Origin of the sequence: Bacillus sp. AY18-3 (assembly GCF_008042305.1) — a bacterium.
GTDB lineage: Bacteria > Bacillota > Bacilli > Bacillales > Bacillaceae_G > Bacillus_A > Bacillus_A wiedmannii.
On sequence record NZ_QKQR01000009.1, the window covers coordinates 1 to 22,347 of the forward strand.

General features: G+C 37.1%; 20 protein-coding genes. 14 read left to right on the forward strand and 6 right to left on the reverse strand.

Annotation, left to right across the window (positions count from 1 at the left end; all coding sequences use genetic code 11):
• Nucleotides 1-209 (forward strand): LPXTG cell wall anchor domain-containing protein (locus tag DM800_RS08820; protein ID WP_147786735.1); only part of this gene is annotated, 209 nt, incomplete at its 5' end.
• 427 nt (nucleotides 210-636) lie between these two features.
• Here DM800_RS08820 and DM800_RS08825 read toward each other — a convergent pair.
• Nucleotides 637-2,034 (reverse strand): M28 family metallopeptidase, encoded by a 1,398-nt coding sequence (locus tag DM800_RS08825; protein ID WP_147786736.1) that lies wholly within the window; start codon nucleotides 2,032-2,034, stop codon nucleotides 637-639.
• Between the two features lie 525 nt (nucleotides 2,035-2,559).
• Entirely contained in the window at nucleotides 2,560-3,354 is a 795-nt protein-coding gene (gene map, locus DM800_RS08830; RefSeq protein ID WP_002096176.1) for a type I methionyl aminopeptidase, read from the reverse strand.
• 157 nt (nucleotides 3,355-3,511) lie between these two features.
• Here map and DM800_RS08835 point away from each other — a divergent pair, with 157 nt between their 5' ends.
• From DM800_RS08835 to DM800_RS08850, 4 genes are read left to right on the forward strand one after another with little or no spacing between them, the layout of a single operon-like run.
• Nucleotides 3,512-4,414 carry an ABC transporter ATP-binding protein gene (locus DM800_RS08835; protein ID WP_147786737.1) on the forward strand — a complete coding sequence of 301 codons (903 nt, stop codon included), beginning with the start codon at nucleotides 3,512-3,514 and terminating at the stop codon, nucleotides 4,412-4,414.
• Entirely contained in the window at nucleotides 4,411-5,145 is a 735-nt protein-coding gene (locus tag DM800_RS08840) for an ABC transporter permease (protein WP_147786738.1), read from the forward strand. The genes DM800_RS08835 and DM800_RS08840 overlap by 4 nt, the downstream gene beginning before the upstream one ends.
• The gene (locus DM800_RS08845; protein ID WP_088064874.1) at nucleotides 5,146-6,276 is read left to right on the forward strand and encodes a sensor histidine kinase; all 1,131 of its coding nucleotides are present in this window, start codon (nucleotides 5,146-5,148) and stop codon (nucleotides 6,274-6,276) included. It abuts the gene before it with no gap.
• Entirely contained in the window at nucleotides 6,273-6,875 is a 603-nt protein-coding gene (locus DM800_RS08850) for a response regulator transcription factor (protein WP_000619265.1), read from the forward strand. The genes DM800_RS08845 and DM800_RS08850 overlap by 4 nt, the downstream gene beginning before the upstream one ends.
• A 12-nt stretch (nucleotides 6,876-6,887) precedes the next feature.
• Here DM800_RS08850 and DM800_RS08855 read toward each other — a convergent pair whose 3' ends face one another.
• Nucleotides 6,888-7,211 carry a bacillolysin gene (locus DM800_RS08855; RefSeq protein ID WP_147786802.1) on the reverse strand — a complete coding sequence of 108 codons (324 nt, stop codon included), beginning with the start codon at nucleotides 7,209-7,211 and terminating at the stop codon, nucleotides 6,888-6,890.
• 411 nt (nucleotides 7,212-7,622) lie between these two features.
• On the opposite strand from DM800_RS08855, the gene DM800_RS08860 reads away from it, so the two are divergent.
• Complete coding sequence (locus DM800_RS08860) at nucleotides 7,623-8,480, forward strand: helix-turn-helix domain-containing protein (protein WP_097889519.1); 858 nt, start codon at nucleotides 7,623-7,625, stop codon at nucleotides 8,478-8,480.
• 90 nt (nucleotides 8,481-8,570) lie between these two features.
• Nucleotides 8,571-8,717, forward strand: a complete 147-nt coding sequence (locus DM800_RS08865) for a quorum-sensing peptide PapR (protein ID WP_097889520.1) — start codon at nucleotides 8,571-8,573, stop codon at nucleotides 8,715-8,717.
• Between the two features lie 16 nt (nucleotides 8,718-8,733).
• Here the strand turns inward: DM800_RS08865 and DM800_RS08870 are convergent, their stop codons facing one another.
• The 3 genes from DM800_RS08870 to cls all read right to left on the reverse strand — a co-directional run bounded on the left by DM800_RS08870 (nucleotide 8,734) and on the right by cls (nucleotide 13,720).
• Nucleotides 8,734-11,412, reverse strand: a complete 2,679-nt coding sequence (locus DM800_RS08870) for a DUF4084 domain-containing protein (protein ID WP_147786739.1) — start codon at nucleotides 11,410-11,412, stop codon at nucleotides 8,734-8,736.
• A 128-nt stretch (nucleotides 11,413-11,540) separates the two neighbouring features.
• Nucleotides 11,541-12,494, reverse strand: a complete 954-nt coding sequence (gene uvsE, locus DM800_RS08875) for a UV DNA damage repair endonuclease UvsE (RefSeq protein ID WP_147786803.1) — start codon at nucleotides 12,492-12,494, stop codon at nucleotides 11,541-11,543.
• Between the two features lie 32 nt (nucleotides 12,495-12,526).
• Nucleotides 12,527-13,720, reverse strand: a complete 1,194-nt coding sequence (cls, locus tag DM800_RS08880) for a cardiolipin synthase (protein ID WP_147786740.1) — start codon at nucleotides 13,718-13,720, stop codon at nucleotides 12,527-12,529.
• Between the two features lie 353 nt (nucleotides 13,721-14,073).
• Here cls and DM800_RS08885 point away from each other — a divergent pair, with 353 nt between their 5' ends.
• The 7 genes from DM800_RS08885 to rpoE all read left to right on the forward strand — a co-directional run bounded on the left by DM800_RS08885 (nucleotide 14,074) and on the right by rpoE (nucleotide 22,131).
• Entirely contained in the window at nucleotides 14,074-16,185 is a 2,112-nt protein-coding gene (locus DM800_RS08885) for a (Fe-S)-binding protein (RefSeq protein WP_001086763.1), read from the forward strand.
• Nucleotides 16,186-16,194: 9 nt separating this feature from the next.
• Nucleotides 16,195-17,478 (forward strand): acetyl-CoA C-acetyltransferase, encoded by a 1,284-nt coding sequence (locus DM800_RS08890; RefSeq protein WP_098230433.1) that lies wholly within the window; start codon nucleotides 16,195-16,197, stop codon nucleotides 17,476-17,478.
• Between the two features lie 56 nt (nucleotides 17,479-17,534).
• A complete protein-coding gene (locus DM800_RS08895) occupies nucleotides 17,535-18,386 on the forward strand; it encodes a 3-hydroxybutyryl-CoA dehydrogenase (protein WP_000538863.1) in 852 nt (283 codons plus the stop codon).
• A gap of 72 nt (nucleotides 18,387-18,458) precedes the next feature.
• Complete coding sequence (locus DM800_RS08900; protein ID WP_147786741.1) at nucleotides 18,459-19,589, forward strand: acyl-CoA dehydrogenase; 1,131 nt, start codon at nucleotides 18,459-18,461, stop codon at nucleotides 19,587-19,589.
• Between the two features lie 21 nt (nucleotides 19,590-19,610).
• A complete protein-coding gene (acdA, locus tag DM800_RS08905) occupies nucleotides 19,611-20,750 on the forward strand; it encodes an acyl-CoA dehydrogenase AcdA (protein ID WP_088064870.1) in 1,140 nt (379 codons plus the stop codon).
• A gap of 66 nt (nucleotides 20,751-20,816) precedes the next feature.
• Complete coding sequence (locus DM800_RS08910; protein ID WP_048542708.1) at nucleotides 20,817-21,446, forward strand: TetR/AcrR family transcriptional regulator; 630 nt, start codon at nucleotides 20,817-20,819, stop codon at nucleotides 21,444-21,446.
• 154 nt (nucleotides 21,447-21,600) lie between these two features.
• Nucleotides 21,601-22,131, forward strand: a complete 531-nt coding sequence (gene rpoE / locus DM800_RS08915; protein WP_048542705.1) for a DNA-directed RNA polymerase subunit delta — start codon at nucleotides 21,601-21,603, stop codon at nucleotides 22,129-22,131.
• Nucleotides 22,132-22,347: the final 216 nt, after the last annotated feature.

The window sequence follows — 22,347 nt, forward strand, 5'->3', positions numbered from 1 at the left end:
ATCCGAAAGATCCAAGCACAAATCCAAAAGATCCAAACACAAATGCAGAAGAAAATAGCGATTCAAAAGTTCCACCTACTACAGAAAATGATAAGCCAACATTACTTCCCAACACAGGAGGAACATCAGCAGAAATGAGTTCAATTCTTGGAGGTATGGTATTGTTCCTTTTAGGTGGAATCCTACTCGCTCGTCAGCGAATAAAATAATAAAAAAGCTTTAGATTATTGATTACACTGTAATCTGAGTAGCTGACAAATTAAAAAATTACTATTTGATATTGCTCCCTTTGGGTAAGTATTCAAAAACACTTCACGATAAAGTGAAGGGAAGAATGCAGCCTGAAGGGTTTTTTTATAGAAAAAGAGAACAGTTTCAAGGTGGACTCAATCAGCGGCCCTAAAGCGATAACAAAACCGTCTTTAAAAAGCCTATTATCCATTGGACCATAAGCTTAGAGCATGGTATCGCATGTAATGTAAGGTCAATGCTATACAATAAATGTGTTTTTATTTATATATTACGATTTTAATTATACACGATAATACCATGTAATAAATATGCTTTTATGCATATTTATTTTTTTATTTTTTTTTCAATAAATAGCCACCGATTAATCGGTGGCTTGAAATAGTATTAAGCGGCTTTTTGTTCTGTTTTCACGGTAGATTGAAGGCTATTATGGACGCCTGTACCAATAACCTCTAATGCCATTTTCATACGTTCAGGTGAAATGTTCTCAAATACGTTATCTTGAGGTGTGTGATATACCTTCTCGATATGATAGATTAATGGATTCCAACTATCTACTCCCATCCAAATAAATAGAGCCGCAGGAATGCCAACTTCAGCAAACGGTACGTGATCACTAGAGCCAAATTTCCCTTGAAGAACGAGGTCATTATTTAATTGTTTACCTGCTTGTAAGGCTGCGTCTGTTACAAGGTTTGTAGAACCGTTAGGCGTCATAGCATATAAATTCTTTGCCTTATCGTAATTTGTTGCAACCATGTCTGCGTTAAAGACACCTAAAATTCGATCGCGTTCTTTTTGGGATAGACTATTAACGTAATAATCGGAGCCAAGTAAGCCAGTCTCTTCAGAACCAAAAGCAATAAAACGAATTTCTTTATCAGTTTCTACATTTTGAAAAGCACGAGCTAACTCTAATACTAATCCTGTACCAGAAGCATTATCGTTTGCTCCAGGTGCTCCAACTACACTATCATAGTGCGAACTTACAACGACAGCTTTTTCATTACCTGTACTGTTTTTTGGTTTCTTTTTAGCGATGACGTTTAAGGATTTTAAATTAGATTCATGTCTCGCTTTTAGGGAAAGAATTGTTGTCCCTTTTTTAGCGATTTCTTCTTTAAATGCATTTCCTTGCGCATAAGCAAGACCAAAGACAGGAATAGATTGCTTTTTCGTTAGGCGGGGATTGAAGGTTTGTCCATAATTTCCGCGTCCACCAATTAAACTGTATAAAAGGACACCTTTTGCTCCTTTGCTAACAGCATTTTCAACTTGTTTATTGTAGTCTGCTACTGTTGTTCCCCTTTCAAATAGAACAATCTTTCCATTTACTTCATTTGGAATATCCTCTAATTTTGTCCCATCTTGAACAAAGATAAGAGGAGCTGTAACAGCTTCTGTAGAAATTAGTGCGTTAGGAGCAGCGCCAGCTTGCCAATTACGCTTTGTGGATAATGGGGATTCAATAAAGCCAACGTACTGATCTGGCACTTGAAATGGTTGATAGTCTACTTCATAGCCCATTGATTTAAGTTGCATACCAACGTAGCGAGAAGCCCATTCTTCTGATTTTGTCCCACCAGGGCGAGGACCAATTGTTTCGGATAAGAAACGGATGTGTTCGATGGCGCGGCTTGCATCAACTTGTTTTGTGATAGGTGAAGTCTGTGTGATTTCTGACGTGGAATTAGCTTTGGCTTGTCCAATTGGAGCCAAGCTAACAGCGAGTGATACAGCAAGCAAAGAGCTTACTATTTTTTGTTTTAAAGATTTTTTCATTTTTTCCTCTCCTATTCTTCTATTCTCTCTGACTGACAAAAGAAGACGGATAACGACTTTATTTTACCTTTATATTTTTTATTTTTCAATATTCTGACATTGAGAAATAAAAAATACTATATGCATATTTGCATATTTTTGGTGGAGATATGTATGCTATCATTTTAAATGAAGGTTCGCTTTCTGCTTGGAAAGCTCCTACATTGCATGAATCTAGTGTACCCAAACTTTAGATTATGTAGAGAAAAGAATCCACTGTAGGGTTTCTTTTCTCGTGTTTGAATCATGTGATGATAAATATGTTTCCGCATTTCATAATTATCATCAGTGATATATGTAAGGCATCCATATGAAAATACGAGGCTGTTCAAAGGTTTTCCGTACTTTTGGGCAGCCTCACCCCGTTAAAAAGGTGGTGCCTTGATGCACCACCTTTTATTTATATAAATTTTTGCATACCTAAAAGTACCTAAAAGTAATAAAAAATAGCCGTTTGGTAGGTTTCTGCTACCAAACGGCTATTTTTTATATTTCTGTTAAAATAATCGGTTCGCCGCGAGTTACGACAACTGTATGTTCACATTGTGCAACAAGACTTTTATCAGGTGTAACGAATGTCCAACCATCATCGCCACGTTCGATAATGTGATCAGCTTTCATAGAAATGAATGGTTCTACAGCGATAACAAGACCGTCTTTTAGAAGCGCATTATCCATTGGGTCAAAGTAGCTTAAAATGTGATTTGGTGCTTCATGTAAGCTAAGACCAATACCGTGACCAGTTAGGTTTTGAATCACATTGTATCCATTTTTATGTGCAAAGTTTGAAACAGCACGCCCAATTTGGTTTTGTTTTGAACCAGCTTTAACTTTTTTCATTGCTGCCCAAAATGCATCAACAGCTGCTTGGCAAAGCTTTTCTTTTGCTTCATCTTCTCCAAGTACAAATGAAATACCTGTATCTGCATAATAACCATCAAGTGCAGCAGATACGTCGACATTTACAAGGTCGCCTTCTTTCAATACGCGATCTCCGGGAATACCGTGAGCAACTTCTTCGTTTACACTAATACAAGTTACACCTGGGAAATCATATTCTTTTTCAGGTGCAGAAATAGCACCATGCTCATCTAATACTTTTTTACCGATCAAATCAAGCTCTTTCGTTGTCATACCTGGCTTCGCTTCTTTTTTCATTTCTTCACGTGCAAGCGCAACGATGCGGCCGATTTTTCGTAAGCCTTCTAAATCTTGTTCATTACGAATAATCATGAAAACCACTGTCCTTCCTCGAATGTATATCTTACCCGATTGTATCATGTTTATTTTCGTCCTGCTACTCGCTTGCGGTATGTGGGCTGATTCCTCTCATAAGGAATACATGACAATTGTCATATCGATGTCATGACGCATCATACTGTTTCCTAAGTTTTCCAAAACGTACAATGTAAATATAAGAAACAGCGGGGGTGGAGAGATGGAAAAGATTATAGAAGTAAATGGTGTTTCTAAAACATTTAAATATAAAAAGGCAGTAAATAACGTTTCATTTCATGTGAATAAAGGAGAAATAGTAGCACTACTTGGACCGAATGGTGCAGGAAAAACAACGACGATGTCGATGATGCTTGGATTAAAGGATCCGACGGAAGGAACTGTTTCTATATTTGGAAAGAGTCCCAAACATAGAGATGTTCGTAATAGCCTCGGTGCGATGTTACAAGAAGTAAGTGTCATTGATAGCATTACAGTAGAAGAGGCAATTGAGTTATTCCGTAGTTATTATACGAATCCGGTAGCGAAAGAAACGTTACTACAGTTATCAAATTTAGAATCGGAGCGAAAGCAAAGATGTGAGAAATTATCAGGTGGGCAAAAAAGAAGGTTAAACTTTGCACTCGCACTTGCAGGAAATCCTGATTTGTTATTTTTAGATGAGCCGACAGTTGGAATGGATATTACGTCTCGAAGAACGTTTTGGGAAACAATTCGAAAGTTAGCAAGTGAAGGGAAAACAATTATTTTAACAACGCACTATTTAGAAGAAGCGGATGCATTGGCGAATCGCATTTTATTATTTGCGAATGGAAAGATTATCGCAGATGGTACACCAGATGAGATGAAGGCGACGATTTCGCGAAAAACAATCAAGTTTTATTCGAAGGAAAGTATTCCTGCAAAATTACTAAAAGAATTACCAAACGTAACCGAAGTACAGTCAAACGAAGGGCACTTCACTTTAACAACTGAAGATACAGATGCAACTTTAAAAGCGATTTATCAAAAGAACTTACCTGTAACAGATGTTTCAGTTGAACGTGGAAGTCTTGATGAAGCATTTGAACAGTTTATCGCAAATCAGGAGGAGGGAATCGCATGAGAGCTTTATGGATGCAATGCAAAATAGAAATTTTACGTACGTTTCGCAATAAATTATTTATCTTTTTCTCATTATTAATGCCAGTTATGTTTTACTACATTTTCACAAATGTTATTCAAGTGCCACAAAACGGAGATGCTTGGAAAGCGCATTATTTAATCTCAATGGCGACGTTTAGTATTGTAGGGACGGCACTTTTTAGTTTCGGTGTAAGGATTTCTCAGGAAAAGGGGCAAGGGTGGACACATTTGTTAAAAATTACACCACTTCCAGAGGGGGCATATATAACAGCCAAAATCATCGCTCAAACTGTAGTGAATGCTTTTTCAATCTTAGTTATCTTTATCGCAGGAATATTAATTAATCATGTCGAGTTAACAGTAGGGCAATGGATTGGCGCTGGATTATGGTTGTTGTTAGGTGTAACACCATTTTTAGCGTTAGGAACAGTAATAGGTTCTATTAAAAAGGCAGATGCAGCAGCGGGTTTAGCGAATATTTTAAATATGAGTCTAGCTGTAATTGGTGGCCTATGGATGCCAATTGAAGTATTCCCAAAAATATTAAGAACGATTGGTGAATGGACACCAACATATCACTTCGGAAGCGGCGCATGGAATATTGTAGCTGGAAAATCAGTTGGTTGGGAAAATATTGCGGTACTAGGAGGTTATTTCCTTATATTTGTTGTAATATCAATATATATAAGAAAAAGACAGGAAGCGGTATAAATGATAGAAAAGAAGAGGATTGAGATTTTTCCGAAACATATGGGTTTCTTCCCATATATGTGGTTCGTGTATCTGTTATTTCCAATTTACCATTTAGTGCAGGCGTCAGGGTGGAAGCTTGTAATTGGAAGCGGTATGTTGATAGTTTTTATTATCACATACCGTCAGCTTTATTTTGTGCAGAGGACGTTCGTTTTTTGGGCATGTATTCAAATGGTACTTATCTTTTTATTTGCTTTATTTTACAATCCTTTCATGATATTCTTTGGCTTTTTCACCGCAAGTGCGATGGGATTTGCACCAAATAAGAAAGTGTTTCGAGTGCTATTGTGTTTGTTAGTTATAATGCTTGGGGCATTTTTATTTGTAAATATGAATCAACTAACAACTACAAGTTTAGTAAATATCGTTCCAATGTTTATTTTAATGCTTCTTACACCATTCGGAATGCGAAATTTTAATCAAAAAAAGATGTTAAGGAATCAGTTAGACGAAGCAAACGAACAAATTAAAGACTTAGTAAAACGTGAAGAGCGGCAGCGGATTGCAAGAGATCTTCATGATACGTTAGGGCACACGTTATCACTCATTACTTTAAAAAGCCAGCTCGTGGAGAAGTTAATTGTAAAAAATCCGGAGCGTGCAAGCGCGGAAGCAAAGGAAATTACACAAACATCTCGTACCGCTTTAAAGCAGCTAAGGGAACTAATTTCTGATATGCGTATGATTACAGTAGAAGAAGAGCTTGAGCAAATAAAAGCAATCTTACAAGCAGCTACTATTGAATTAGAAATAAAACAAGAAACGAGTGCAAGTTCGTTATCACCCATTGAACAAAATATTTTAGGAATGTGTTTACGTGAGGCTGTGACGAATGTTGTAAAGCATAGTAAGGCGACGCGTTGCACAGTTTCTGTACTAGAATCACAAGGTGAATTAATTTTGACAGTAGAAGATAATGGAGTTGGTTTAGCAGATCAAAACCATGATGGAAATGGCATTCGTGGTATGAAAGAGCGCATCGCTCTTATTGACGGGTTTGTTGAACTGGGTACGATCAATCCAGGGACACTATTAATAGTAAAAGTACCAGTTGTCATTAGAACAGGAAAAGATGAGGTGAGGGCATGATTCGAATTATTATTGCAGAAGATCAGCGGATGCTTCGTGGTGCATTGGGGGCCCTACTTGATCTAGAAGATGATATTGAAGTAATTGGGCAAGCTGCGAACGGGGAAGAAGCGCTAAAACTAATTGAATCGCTACAACCTGATGTAAGCATTATGGATATTGAAATGCCAATTCAAAGCGGATTAGATGTTGCGGAAACGTTACAGAAAGAAAAATCAGCATGTAAAGTAATGATTTTAACAACATTTGCGCGCCCTGGATATTTTGAACGAGCAATGAAAGCTGGCGTGCACGGATATTTATTAAAAGATAGCCCAAGTGAAGATTTAGCTGCAGCGATTCGTAATGTAATGAAAGGAAAGCGAGAGATTTCTCAAGATTTAATGTTCGGCTTATGGCAGGAGCAAAATCCGTTATCAGATCGTGAAAAAGAAGTATTGTTACTTGCGAAAGAAGGAAAGACGGCAAATGAAATTGCGAAGGCACTTTATCTTTCGCCTGGTACAGTTCGTAATTATATTTCTGAAGTATTAACGAAGCTCGATGCGAAAAATAGAATTGAGGCCATTACAATTGCAGAAGAAAAGGGATGGATATGAAAAGAAGTTTACCTATGAGTGGTAAGCTTCTTTTTTCTTATAAACAAGTATTTCAATAGAGAGTTTTGTCACAGTCGCATCGCTCAGAATTTGAAGTATATCGTGTAATTTAGATTTTACTTCATTTTTCGACAAAAAATTTGTTATAGTAAGATTAGGTTGTTGATTTAAGTTTTGGACAACTTTACCACTAACAGTTGTGATTACTCCATTTTTATCTACTTTTACAATAAGATCTTGGCCATATACTTTATAGTGTTTATATGTTTGTGCAAGGCGAGCTTCGGTTTGATTTTCTTTTGTTGCTTTATTTGTAGGTTGGGAATCTACATTCATTTCAGTTGTCATTCACTTTTGTTGAGCTTTCGCCTCATTTATCTCACCTTTTAAATACTTTTTCAGCATATTTTTTCGTATCATTTTGAGGTTGTGTAATTTTTTAAGCGTTAAATTAGGCTAAGTAATTTCAAATTTTACTTTATTTCTGTCTAATTCTTGGGTGTGAATAACTTCTGCTACTGCTAATAAAGGAAAAAAAACCGAATGTAACGAAGGCACGGGCGAATTTTCTATAATTTATCTATAAAACCACTAATCTATTATTGTATGTGAGACGAATTGTATGAAGAATTTGCCGAATTTTATATATATTATGCATTATTTCATGTCAAAAATTGTCGAATTCACATTATTGTAGTGGTATGACAACTTAACAAATTATATTGTTATAATGGATGGTGAGTAAGTATGCACGCAGAAAAATTAGGAAGTGAAATTAAGAAAATTAGGGTAATGAGGGGATTAACACAAAAACAGTTATCCGAGAACATATGTCATCAATCGGAAGTGAGCCGAATTGAATCAGGCGCGGTATACCCAAGTATGGATATATTGCAAGGTATTGCAGCAAAATTACAAGTTCCCATTATTCATTTTTATGAGGTACTCATTTATTCTGATATTGAGAGGAATAAGCAGTTAAAAGATCAAATTATTATGCTTTGTAAGCAAAAGAAATATAAAGAAATTTATAATAGGGTATGCAATGAGTTGAAAAAGGAAGAATATCATCCCGAGCTTCAGCAATTTCTTCAATGGCAATATTATGTAGCTGCTTACATATTAAAAAAAATCGATTATGAATATTGTATTTTAGAATTAAAGAAATTGCTCAATCAACAATTGGTAGGAATAGATGTATATCAGAATCTTTATATTGAAAACGCAATTGCAAATATTTATGCTGAAAATGGTTATTTGAAGAAGGGTATTGATTTATTTGAAAATATATTAAAACAATTAGAGACATTGCATGATAATAAAGAATTTGATGTGAAGGTGAGACATAATCATGCAAAAGCATTATTCTCAGATAATCAATACGAAGAAGCGCTTTGCCACGCAAATAAAGCTATTGAACTATCGTGCCAAATTAATAGTATGACATTAATTGGACAGTTATACTTTCGAAAAGGTGAATGCCTAGCAAAGCTAGGGTGTGATAGAGCGGAAATTGAAGATGCTTATGAAAAAGCGTGTTTCTTTTTTGATATATTAGGAAACCATACATTAAAAGAATCACTTATGAAAAAAATGAAGAAATAAAAAAGATCTAAAAAATAAATATGCATAATTGCATAATGTATGGATAAATTTTCATGATATATTTAAATAAAAAAATGCGGGTGATGGAATATGAAGAAACTACTTATTGGTAGTCTATTAACGTTAGCGATGGCATGGGGTATTTCATTAGGAGATACAGCATTAGAGAAAAGTCAAATAATTTCTCACAATAATCAAGAGGTACAATTAGCTGGAGAAGTACCTTATGAATATTAAAAAACAACCGTCTTACTTAGACGGTTGTTTTTTTGTGGAGTAACCTCCAAACGTCTTTACTAGAAACAGGCTTGCTAATAAAGAATCCTTGAATGTTGTCACAGTTTTGTTCATATAAAAACTTCCATTGTTCTTCTGTCTCTACGCCCTCGGCAATAACTTCTAAATTTAGTTCTTTTGATAGTGTAATAATGGAAGAGATAATCGCTTCTTCTAAAGGACTAGTTGTAATGCCGCAAATAAATTCCCGAGCAATTTTTAATGTATTAATTGGATATTTTGTTAAATAAGCTAAAGAACTATAACCAGTTCCAAAGTCATCGATTGAAATTTGAATACCGAGATTTTGAAGCTGTTCTAGTTTTGCAACTACAGATTGATTTTGATTAATTGCAATGCTTTCCGTAATTTCAATATCTAGTGCTTCTGGTTTTAGTTCTGTTTCCTCTAACACTTTTGAAATGGTTGGGATTAAATTTGTATGGTTAAATTGAACAACAGATAAATTTACACCAACTTTCAAGTGAGAAAAACCTTGATTATGCCACCTTTTTGCCTCTAAGCAGGCGGTACGTAAAATCCAATTTCCAAGTTCAATAATAAATCCGGTTTCCTCCGCTAGAGGAATGAATTGGGCAGGAGACACGATGCCAAGTTTTGGGTGCTTCCAACGAATTAATGCTTCAAAACCGATAATTTGTTTTGTTTTCGTGCTTACTTGTGGCTGATATTCAAGGAAAAATTCACTTTGTTGTAATGCTTTTGCAAGTTCGCCTTCTAAGAATTGAATTTCATTTTGGGCGATACTCATTTCTTTTGAGAAGAAAACAAATCTGTTTTTCCCATTTGCTTTCGCGCGATACATAGCCATATCGGCATTTTTCATTAATTCAGTAACATCGGTTCCGTAATCAGGATACATGGCAATACCGATACTCGGTGTAATAGATAGTTCTTCGTCTTTAATGAAGAATGGTTTGTTTAAAATGGTTAAAATTTGTTCAGCTATAAAAGCAGCACTTTTTTCTGAGTACATATCTGGTAATAGAATTGTAAACTCATCTCCGCCTTGGCGAGCAACGATATCCTTCGAACGCAAGCAACTGCGTAACCTTTTTGCTACTTCAATTAATAATAGATCTCCGACGTCGTGACCAAGTCTATCGTTAATTTTTTTGAATCGATCTAAATCAAGGAACATGACGGCAACATCATTTGCGCTAGTTTGAGCTATATTTAAAATGTTCTTTAAATCTTTTTCAAACTTTCGGCGATTTGGTAATCCAGTCAGTGCATCATGAAAGGCTAAATGTTCTACTTGTTTTTGTTTTTCATATAAAGTTGTAATATCACGTGCTATGCCGAACATCCCAACAACTTCTTTGTTTATGAAAGTAGGGATGAGTGTAACGTGAAGGTAATAGTAGTAGCCTTCTTTTTCTTTTGTGCGAACTTCTAAAGTTTGTGGTCTACCTTCTTTTGTTATTTGTAAAGCTTTCTTTAGTAGATTATGGTCTTTTGAGTCAATAAAGTGTAGAAGAGAATAGCTTTCTACTTCACAATAGTAGGCAGTAAATAAGCTTTCACAAGCTGTATTAGATTGTTGGAAAATACCATCCATATTTAAAGAGAAAACGGCATCAGGATGATCTTCGAATAATGATTTATAGCGTTGTTCACTCTTTGATAACGCAGATGCACCCTCTTCTACTTTGCCTTCTAGTTGTGTAGTCAACTGTTCATATGTATCGATTAGTGCTTGATTATCTTTCCACATGTAAAGTTGTCGTAGGAATAATAAGATGAGTGATAATACTAGACCGATTAGCATGAACTTATCATCCCAAGGTTGAATAAGAATAAAGGAAAAAGTAATGATTATACTGAAATAGGGTAATATAAAGCGCACATAATCAAATCGATAATACTTTGTTTTCGTTTCATGCTGCATTGGTTTGTCCAAAATGTATAGTATGGAAGATAAACCAATTAATAAAATTGAAGCAGTATGTACTAAATAAGAGACTTCAGAAGAAGTTTTCATCCCCATGTTTAGTTGGAACAGATGTATATACCCGTACACAAGTATGATAGTAAAACCCATAATTAATGAAATTCTGCTAGCAGAATATTGTTCTCGTCTATATAGGCTAATAACGGCGTAAATTACTAATGCTTGTGCAATAAAGTATCCAACTAAAACCCAGTGATCTGTTGTTAACATACGAAAGCTTGAGAGGTCCAAAATAAAAGTTAAGGTAAAATAAATATTCATAATAACAATAAAGATGCTATCGAATGAAAATTGAGCAAGGCCTCTAATAGAGTAATGTTTTATGAATTTGATAGCAAACCCAGAAAAGAGCAAAATATATTGTATGATGAAAAAAGGTAGTGCCTTATATGAGAATATGACTTGATCATATATAGAAAGTGAATGAAGGAATAAAGTTATTTCCATAGTTAGTCCGCATATGCAAGTGCAGAGTAATAAAACCCAAAATAATTTATCACTACGCTTCATTTTCTTAATAGCTTTATATAAGCAATAGCAAGAAAAGAGTGCAGCAAAACAAAATAAGAAGAGAATTCCAATTTCTTTTATATTCAAGTCCTTAGGGATAAGAAATATCCAAAGGGAAAATATAATTATATACATCGTGACAAAGTGTACATATTTTTTTTGATTAATCATATTATGGCTCCGTTTCAATAAAGTTGAATCGCAGGTGGAAAATGCTAATTCCAATCATAGCATATACAATAGGTTGTTTTTTACTATAAAAATTACTTTTTTTGAAAAAAATAGCTCAACATTACAATTTACCATTGTAATGTTGAGCTATTTACTCTTTTTATCCCTCTTATAGAGGATAATTCATCTATTAATTGCAGCATTGCTAAATCTTTCTGTTTACTTTCAATCATAATATCGAAATTATGGTTGATTTTTTTTGCAATGTTTAAGAAAGGCTTAATAAACTCTAAATCAATATATTCAGAGTGAGCTCTAAATTCTTTTTTTGATTTAGGGGAGGAAATGTGAACTTTAGGAGGGACATTTGTATGTGACCAAGTTTCAAAAATTGCAGGGAGTAACACTTCTAGCGGTTCCTCGCAAAGGTTTGCCATGTGATGATGATAATCAAATACGAATGGAATCTTTTCTTTTTGGCAAATCGATAAAGTTTCAGCAGTTGTATATGTTTTATCATCATTTTCAAGCGTCATTTGCTCTTTTATATGTGCAGGAAGTTTTTTTATGTTTTCATGGAAACGTCCAACTGCTTGTTCTTTATTTCCATAGGCACCACCTACATGGATGTTAATATAAGAAGAATCTGCAATTCCTATTGCATCTAATACTTTATAATGATAGGCCATATCTGTAATAGCGTTAGTTGTAATATGTGGCTTGTCGCTTGTAAATAGCGTAAATTGATTTGGATGAAAACTTACTCGTAAATTGTGTTCTTTAATTAATGCCCCAATTTTACGCCAAAGCGGTGTAAATGCCCCGATATAATCAAACTCGACTTCGGGATGCGTTGCAAGTGGGACGATGGAAGAAGATAAGCGATATAATGGAATTTCATGCGCTATATTGTAATGAAGAATACGTATTGTATGCTCAAGATTTTGCCGTGTAACATCGTATAATTTATCTTCTCGTTCTTGTTTATTAAGCTTTTGAAAGCTTGTAAATGTCATCGTTTTAGCCGGAGAACAGTCCCAGAGTGCCATTGCATGTGAGACATATCCGAAACGCATAATCATAATGAATACATCTCCTTTATCCATTATCTTTCCTATAGAAAGAAAGCAAGTATCGTTCCTACCCATTCTTTTCCCCTATCAATAAGAGAATGCGGGCTAACATCTTTAAAGGAAAGTAATGACGCATTTTCTAGATCTTCATGGAATTTGTTTTTTACTGTTTGTATAAAATGTTTATCATATAAAAGGCAGTTGATTTCATGGTTAATATATAAACTTCTCATATCAAAGTTTGCAGTTCCAATATCACAAATATAATCATCGACTATAATAACTTTAGCGTGAAAAAACCCTTGTTGAAATGCGTAAATATTACACCCAGCTTGTATTAACTTTCGGCAATATGGGAATTTTGCTTCGCGAACAAGGGCGTGATCCGCTTTTTCTGGAACGAGAACCGTGATTTGGACCCCACGTTTTCGCGCTTTTAATAATGCATTCATAATTTTCTTCCCAGGAATGAAATATGGTGTACCGATAAAGAGTTCTTTTTCCGCACTTTCGATTAAATGTAAAAATGTATTTTGCAAATAGGCACCATCAGTAGGGATAAAACGATGTAGAATGATTCCTGGTTGTTGCTTAGGAAAATAAAGAGGTGAATCTAATAAATTTTGGTTCGTATCGTCGAGCCAATCATGTAAAAATTGCTTTTGTAAATCTTGTATTCCTTCTCCTGTAAGGCGTAAATGATAATCGCGCCATAATCCTAATTTTTGATTATGCCCTAAATATTCTTCTCCAATATTAAACCCACCAATATAACCAATTTTCCCGTCAATAACTGTAATTTTTCTATGGTTTCTTTGATTTGCAGAAAAGAACGGAAAAGGAAATTTCACTTTATGACAAAATGAAAAAGAGACGCCGTGTTTTTGTAGGGAACGAATTGCCTCGTTTGATAAATAATGGCTTCCCAATCGATCGAGTAAAAGTCTTACTTCAATTCCTTCCTGTGCCTTATCGATAAGTAACTTTAAAAATTCACGACTGATTTTATCGTTTTTTACAATGAAGAATAAAACGTGCACATGGTGCCTTGCTTGTTGTATATCAGTAAATAAAGCATCATATAAATCTTGCCCGTATGTATAAAGGTGAAAATTACTTTGACGTAAAGGGAAAATACGAGAGCGCACACGCTTTAAATGAAGAATCCTCCCATATAAAAGGTCAATTGTGATCCAAAGAGTAACGCATATTAACAAGAGAGATAAGAAGAACATAAGTGGATTCCCTCCTTTGCATTCTTTTCGCCTTCATTTTACTGGCTGCCCGGAAAATCCCGATTGGCTTCACCTTATCCCATATTAAGGGGCGGTAAGCCTCCTACTTAAAAATTAGGCTTACTTAAAGGAATCAGGCGAGAGGAAACAACCCCCTACGGATTAAAGTTTCACTTTATAGTTTCACCGAAATAAACAGCTTTATTAAAAAATATGTTGTTGTATAACAAAAAACTGTTGACTGAATGCTCACTCATTATATAATGAAGACAGGGGATAAAATTCAGAAAATTATATGTTTTTGAAGATTCTAAAAAAGAAAGAGAGCTTACAAAGAGAGGGGTAGCATAAAAATGAATAGCTTACTGATCATTAATTGGCTGGCTGCCATTGCTGTTATTGCTTATGCGGGATATTTGTTTGTGTATCTTATACGGACGAGGATGGCCTACATACAGTTAGGAAAAAAGATTGAATTTGACCGTCGTTTTAAAGAGCGTTGGGATCTCCTTAAGGTCAATGTTTTCGGTCAGAAAAAGCTGCTGAAAGATAAGAAGAGCGGCATTATTCACGTTATGTTCTTTTACGGATTTATTCTTGTCCAATTTGGAGCAATTGACTTCGTTTGGAAAGGACTCGCACCAGGATCACATCTTCCACTTGGACCACTATACCCTGCATTTACATTCTTCCAGGAAATTGTCACACTTGTTATTTTAATTGCAGTCTTTTGGGCTTTTCATAGACGTTATGTTGAGAAGCTAGTTCGTTTAAAACGTAATTTCAAATCAGGCCTTGTTCTTATCTTTATTGGTGGCTTAATGATTTCTGTGCTACTTGGTAATGGGATGGGAATTATATGGCACGGCGAGGAGCTTTCATGGAGTGAACCGATCGCTTCTGCAATCGCTTACGTTTTCTCGGGAATAAATGAAACCGCAGCCATTTCTGTGTTCTATTTCTCTTGGTGGGTGCATCTACTAATTTTGTTAACATTTTTAGTGTATGTTCCACAATCAAAACACGCGCATTTAATTGCGGGACCAGTTAACGTTTTCTTCGGACGTCTTTCAAATCCAGGGAAACTTGAAAAGATTGACTTTGAAGATGAAACGCAAGAAACATTTGGTGTTGGTAAAATCGAAGACTTTAGACAAAATCAGCTTATTGATTTATACGCTTGCGTAGAGTGTGGTCGCTGTACAAATATGTGCCCGGCAACAGGGACAGGGAAAATGTTATCGCCGATGGATTTAATTTTAAAACTTCGCGATCATTTAACTGATAAAGGAGCAGCAGTGACATCAAAAGCACCGTGGGTTCCAGTAGTTGCTTTTAATAATACACAAGGAAATCAGTTAGCGATGATGGCAGCTGGGAAAGGGCAACAAGAATCAGCAGCTACAACGCTTGCTTACGATCCGAGTTTAATCGGAGATGTTATTACAGAGGAAGAGATTTGGGCTTGTACAACGTGCCGTAACTGTGAAGATCAGTGTCCGGTTATGAATGAGCATGTTGACAAAATCATTGATTTACGCCGCTATCTCGTTCTAACAGAAGGAAAGATGGACGCGGAAGCGCAGCGTGCGATGACAAATATCGAGCGTCAAGGGAATCCGTGGGGACTGAACCGTAAAGAGCGTGAAACTTGGCGCCAAGGTGATGATGAAGTAACGGTTCCAACTGTAAAAGAAAAATCGAAAGCTGGCGAGGAGTTCGAATATTTATTCTGGGTTGGTTCAATGGGATCATATGATAATCGTAGTCAGAAGATTGCGATATCGTTTGCGAAGTTAATGAACGAAGCAGGCATTTCATTCGCGATACTTGGTAATAAAGAAAAGAATTCTGGAGATACACCGCGACGTCTTGGAAATGAATTTGTCTTCCAAGAGATGGCGACAAAGAATATCGAGGAATTTGAAAAAGCAGGAGTGAAGAAAATCGTTACGATTGATCCTCACGCTTATAACACATTTAAAAATGAGTATCCAGACTTTGGCTTGCAAGCAGAAGTCTATCATCATACAGAATTGTTAGCTCAGTGGGTGAAAGAAGGACGCTTAAAACCTGTTCACGCTATTGAGGAAACAGTTACGTACCATGATTCCTGTTACTTAGGAAGATACAACGAAGTATACGAAGCGCCACGCGATATTTTGAAAGCAATTCCTGGTGTGAATCTTGTAGAAATGGCACGTAACCGTGAAACCGGAATGTGCTGTGGCGCAGGTGGTGGCTTAATGTGGATGGAAGAGACAGCAGGTTCACGTATTAACGTTGCTCGTACAGAACAAGCACTAGCTGTGCAACCATCCATTATCGGTACAGGTTGTCCATATTGCTTAACGATGATTAGCGATGGGACGAAAGCGAAAGAAGTAGAAGAGAAGGTTCAAACTCTTGATGTAACAGAGATTTTAGAACGCTCTGTTATCGGACAGAAGAAAGAAGCGATGTAATCTGCAAGCATGAATACAACTTTAGAGAGAGGTGCAATCATTGCACCTCTTCTCAACGTAAGAACACCGAGCGAGCGCTCGGTGCTAAAAAAAGAGATGGGGGAAATAGATATGAGTAAAACAGTTATTTTAAGTGCTGCAAGAACACCGGTTGGGAAATTTGGAGGATCTTTAAAAGACGTGAAGGCGACAGAACTTGGGGGAATTGCAATTAAAGCAGCGCTTGAGAGAGCAAATGTTTCTGCTAGTGATGTTGAGGAAGTTATATTTGGAACAGTTATTCAAGGGGGACAGGGGCAAATTCCATCGCGCCAAGCTGCGAGGGCTGCTGGAATCCCTTGGGAAGTACAGACGGAAACAGTGAATAAAGTTTGTGCATCAGGGCTTCGTGCGGTTACGTTAGCGGATCAAATTATTCGTACTGGCGATCAATCACTAATTGTAGCTGGCGGTATGGAGTCGATGAGTAACAGTCCTTACATTTTACGAGGTGCAAGATGGGGATACAGAATGGGGAACAACGAAATCATCGATTTAAACGTTGCTGACGGCTTGACATGCGCATTTTCAGGTATACACATGGGTGTTTATGGCGGAGAAGTTGCGAAGGAAGATGGAATCTCTCGCGAAGCGCAAGATGAATGGGCATATCGTAGCCATCAGCGTGCGGTTTCAGCGCATAAAGAAGGACGTTTTGAAGAGGAAATCGTGCCAGTAACGATTCCACAAAGAAAAGGCGATCCTATTGTCGTTGAAAAAGATGAGGCGCCACGCGCGGATACAACGATTGAAAAATTAGCGAAATTAAAACCTGTATTTGATAAGACGTCGGCAGTGACAGCGGGTAATGCTCCAGGACTAAATGATGGCGGTGCTGCGCTCGTATTAATGAGCGAAGACAGAGCAAAGCAAGAAGGAAGAAAGCCATTAGCGACAATTTTGGCACATACAGCAATTGCAGTGGAGTCTAAAGATTTCCCAAGAACGCCAGGTTATGCAATTAACGAATTGTTGAAAAAAACAGGCAAGACAATTGAAGATATCGATTTATTCGAGATTAATGAAGCATTTGCAGCGGTAGCAATTGCAAGTACAGAGATTGCAGGAATTGACCCAGATAAATTGAATGTAAATGGCGGCGCAGTGGCAATGGGACATCCAATTGGAGCAAGTGGAGCGCGTATTATCGTTACACTTATCCACGCACTGAAGCAGCGCGGCGGCGGAATTGGAATTGCTTCTATTTGTAGCGGTGGCGGTCAAGGTGACGCAATTATGATTGAAGTTTGTTAATTTACGTGTAGGTGATTTTTGATTTATTAACAATTTATATTAAGGGGGAAGAAAGAATGGGTGTACAAAAAATAGTTGTAATTGGTGCAGGACAAATGGGTTCGGGAATCGCACAAGTATGTGCAATGGCAGGATATGATGTGAAGGTACAAGATTTAAAACAAGAGCAATTAGACAGAGGATTGGCTATTATTACGAAAAACTTAGCGCGTCAAGTAGAAAAAGGGCGCATGAAGGAAGAAGAAAAGGAAGCGACGTTAAATCGCCTTACAGTAACGCTTGATTTAGATTGTGTGAAGGAAGCGGATCTTGTTATTGAAGCGGCTGTTGAGAAAATGGACATTAAAAAGAAAATTTTCGCGAATCTAGATGAAATCGCTCCAGAACACGCAATTTTAGCGACGAATACGTCCTCTCTACCAATTACTGAAATTGCAGCAGTAACGAAACGCCCAGAAAAAGTAATTGGCATGCATTTTATGAATCCAGTTCCAGTTATGAAACTTGTTGAAATTATTCGTGGTTTAGCTACAGATGATGAGGTGTATGAAACAATTGAAGATATTACGAAAAAAATCGGGAAAGTGCCAGTCGAAGTAAATGATTTCCCAGGATTTGTATCGAACCGTATTTTATTACCGATGATTAACGAAGCGATCTATACGTTATATGAAGGTGTAGCGACGAAAGAAGCGATTGATGAAGTAATGAAACTAGGTATGAATCATCCGATGGGACCACTTACATTAGCTGATTTTATCGGTTTAGATACATGTTTATACATTATGGAAGTGTTGCATGAAGGATTAGGAGATAGTAAATATCGCCCATGTCCATTATTACGCAAGTATGTGAATGCAGGATGGTTAGGACGTAAAACAGGCCGTGGTTTCTACGTTTACGAATAAAGTCCTCCTTTTATTAAAATAGTGGTCTTACCAAATTATTAAAAAGATATATAGCAAACGGAGGCGGAGTACATGAACTTTCATTTTACTGAAGAGCAACAAATGATGAGGAAAATGGTTCGAGATTTTGCGCAGAAGGAAATAGCTCCCTTTGTTCCTAGTATGGAACAAGGGGTGTTCCCGAAAGAGATTATGCAGAAGATGGGTGAGCTTGGACTAATGGGTATTCCAGCGCCTGCAAAATATGGCGGGGCAGAAATGGATTTTATTTCTTACATTTTAGCAATTGAGGAAATTTCAAAGGTAAGTGCAACGGTTGGTGTAATTTTAGCTGTACATACGTCAGTTGGAATGAACCCGATTTTATATTTTGGAACAGAAGAACAGAAGCAGAAATATGTTTCTAAACTTGCGACTGGTGAATATTTAGGTGCATTTGCATTAACAGAACCAAATGCAGGATCAGATGCAGGGAGTTTGAAATCAAGAGCTGTAAAGAAAGGCGATCACTACATTATTAATGGATCGAAAGTATTTATTACAAATGGCGGTGAAGCAAGTACATACATTGTATTCGCTTCTACAAATCCAGAGGCAGGAAAAAGTGGGATTTCTGCATTTATAGTAGAGAAAGATACACCGGGCTTAGTTATCGGCAAAGATGAGCATAAAATGGGACTTCTTGGTTCTCGCACGGTACAACTTACGTTTGAAGATATGAAAGTGCCGGCCGAGAATTTACTTGGTGAAGAAGGGCAAGGATTTAAGGTGGCAATGGCGAATTTAGATGTTGGACGAATTGGAATCGGAGCGCAGGCATTAGGAATCGCGGAAGCGGCGCTTGCATGTGCGATTGATTATGCGAAAGAGCGTGAGCAATTCGGCAAGCCAATTGCGGCGCAGCAAGGAATCGGATTCAAACTTGCAGATATGGCGACTAGTGTAGAAGCAGCGCGATTACTTGTATACAGAGCGGCATCGCTAAGAGCGCAAGGATTACCATGCGGTAAAGAAGCTTCTATTGCGAAATTATTCGCTTCTAAGACGGCTGTTGAAGTTGCGATTGAAGCGGTGCAAGTATTTGGTGGTTACGGTTATACGAAAGACTATCCAGTAGAACGATTTTTCCGTGATGCGAAAATCACGCAAATATATGAAGGAACGAGTGAGATACAGAAACTTGTTATTAGTCGAGCTTTATAAAAGGACAAGGGGGAGACGGGAATGCATTTTAAACTATCAGAAGAACATGAAATGATAAGAAAAATGGTTCGGGATTTTGCTAAGAACGAAGTAGCACCGACGGCAGCTGAGCGTGATGAAGAAGAGAGATTTGATCGTGCACTATTTGATCAAATGGCAGAGCTTGGTTTAACCGGCATTCCGTGGCCTGAAGAATACGGCGGAATTGGAAGCGATTACTTAGCGTATGTAATTGCTATCGAAGAATTATCTCGTGTTTGTGCTTCAACAGGTGTAACGCTGTCTGCACACACTTCACTTGCTGGTTGGCCAATTTTTAAATTTGGAACGGAAGAACAAAAGCAAAAGTTTTTACGACCGATGGCAGAAGGAGCGAAAATTGGCGCATACGGTTTAACGGAACCAAGTTCTGGTTCAGATGCTGGCGGAATGAGGACAACTGCGAAACGAGATGGAGACCATTACATTTTAAATGGATCGAAAATCTTTATTACAAATGGCGGTATTGCTGATATTTATGTTGTTTTTGCGTTAACTGATCCCGAATCGAAGCAGCGTGGTACGAGCGCGTTTATTGTGGAAAGTGATACACCAGGATTTTCAGTTGGGAAGAAGGAAAGCAAGTTAGGGATTCGCTCTTCACCAACAACTGAAATTATGTTCGAAGATTGCCGTATTCCTGTAGAGAACCTACTAGGGGAAGAGGGGCAAGGATTTAAAGTTGCGATGCAAACATTAGATGGCGGCCGTAATGGTATTGCCGCGCAAGCAGTCGGTATTGCGCAAGGGGCTTTAGATGCTTCTGTAGAGTATGCAAGAGAGCGTCATCAGTTTGGGAAACCAATTGCGGCGCAGCAAGGAATTGGTTTTAAACTTGCAGATATGGCAACGGATGTGGAGGCGGCGCGTCTTCTAACATACCAAGCGGCTTGGCTTGAATCGGAAGGGCTTCCGTATGGGAAAGAGTCAGCGATGTCAAAGGTATTTGCAGGCGATACAGCGATGAAGGTGACGACTGAAGCGGTACAAGTATTTGGTGGTTACGGTTATACGAAAGATTATCCAGTAGAGCGTTATATGCGCGATGCAAAGATTACACAAATATATGAGGGAACACAAGAGATTCAAAGGCTTGTAATTTCTCGTATGTTAACGAAGTAGGAGCAAAGGCGTAGGTATTTTCCTACGCTTTTTCCTTCCAAAAAATAATAGAGAGAGGTGAAGGGGATGGTTAAACATAATGTACATGCGTCCGTGAAAGATGAAAAATTAGTTGCGTTAAGACGTGAACAAATGATTAAAGGTGCGGTGCAATTGTTTAAGCAAAAAGGGTTCCCACGTACAACAACGAGAGAGATTGCGAAGGCGGCTGGGTTTAGTATTGGAACACTTTATGAGTACATTCGTACAAAAGATGATGTTTTATATTTAGTTTGTGATAGTATTTATGAACATGTAAAAGAAAGATTAGAGGAAGTAGTGTGTACAGAGAAGGGAAGTATAGAAAGCTTAAAGATAGCGATAAAGAATTATTTTAAAGTGATGGATGAATTGCAAGAAGAAGTATTAATTATGTATCAAGAGGTACGTTTTTTACCGAAAGAATCACTCCCATATGTATTAGAAAAAGAGTTTCAAATGGTCGGAATGTTTGAGAATATTTTAGAGCAGTGTACAGAAAATGGGACATTTACATTAAATAAAAAAGAGATACAGCTTCTTGCACATAACATTTTCATACAAGGACAAATGTGGGGATTTAGACGTTGGGCCCTGCAAAAACTGTATACGCTTGAAGAATATACAGAAATGCAAATTAGGTATGTACTGCAAGGAGCGCATATGTTTCCGAAATAAGGAATAGACAAATTATAATTTTATTATCATATTAAAGTTTCCCGTTTTTTTTGTAGCATATTTGTGCGACTTTTGTTTATAATGAATAGTATGGATTTTTTTAAGCAGACCGTTATATATAAGGTTATATTTGAAGAAAGGAAGTGCCGCATAAGTGAATTTTAAGCAATATTCACCAGAAGAGCTAAAAGAATGTTCAATGATTGAAGTTGTACATAGCGTTTTAGGGGATAAAAGACAAGCAACGACATTCAACGAGTTGGTTCGAGAAATCGCTCAAGTGCTGGGACTATCTCAAGAGCAAGTTAATGCGAAACTCGCACAATTTTATACAGATTTAAACATCGATGGACGTTTCATTAATTTAGGAGAAAATCGTTGGGGACTACGTAGCTGGTACCCATATGAGCAAATTGATGAAGAAATCTTACCTCAGCCAAAACCGAAGAAGAAACGTAAAGTTGAAGAGGACGGTTTTGACGACTACATCGAAGAAGATGAAGACTTCGACGATGCAGATGCAAATGAAGAAGAGGTAGAAGATTTGGACAAGGTTCTTGAAGAAGAAGACGGAGACGACGATGATCTTGATGATTTAGATGAAGATGATGACGATGACTTCGCCGAAGAAGAACTTGAGTACGATGAAGCTGAGGCTGAAGAAGAAGAAGAGGAAGAACTGTAGTTCTTGACTTTTCATTATCGTCCATGTAGAATCATTTTTGGGCTCTTTAAAAAAGGACGATAATACTTTTAAAGTGTAAATATAAAAGAAAATTGCTCCCTACTTATTACTTTATGTGATGAGGGGAGCAATTTTCTTTTTTGTTTTTTGTTTAGAAAATAAAAAGAGTCTAACAATAAGATGGATACAGTGTTATCTACATACGTTGCGCTTTGC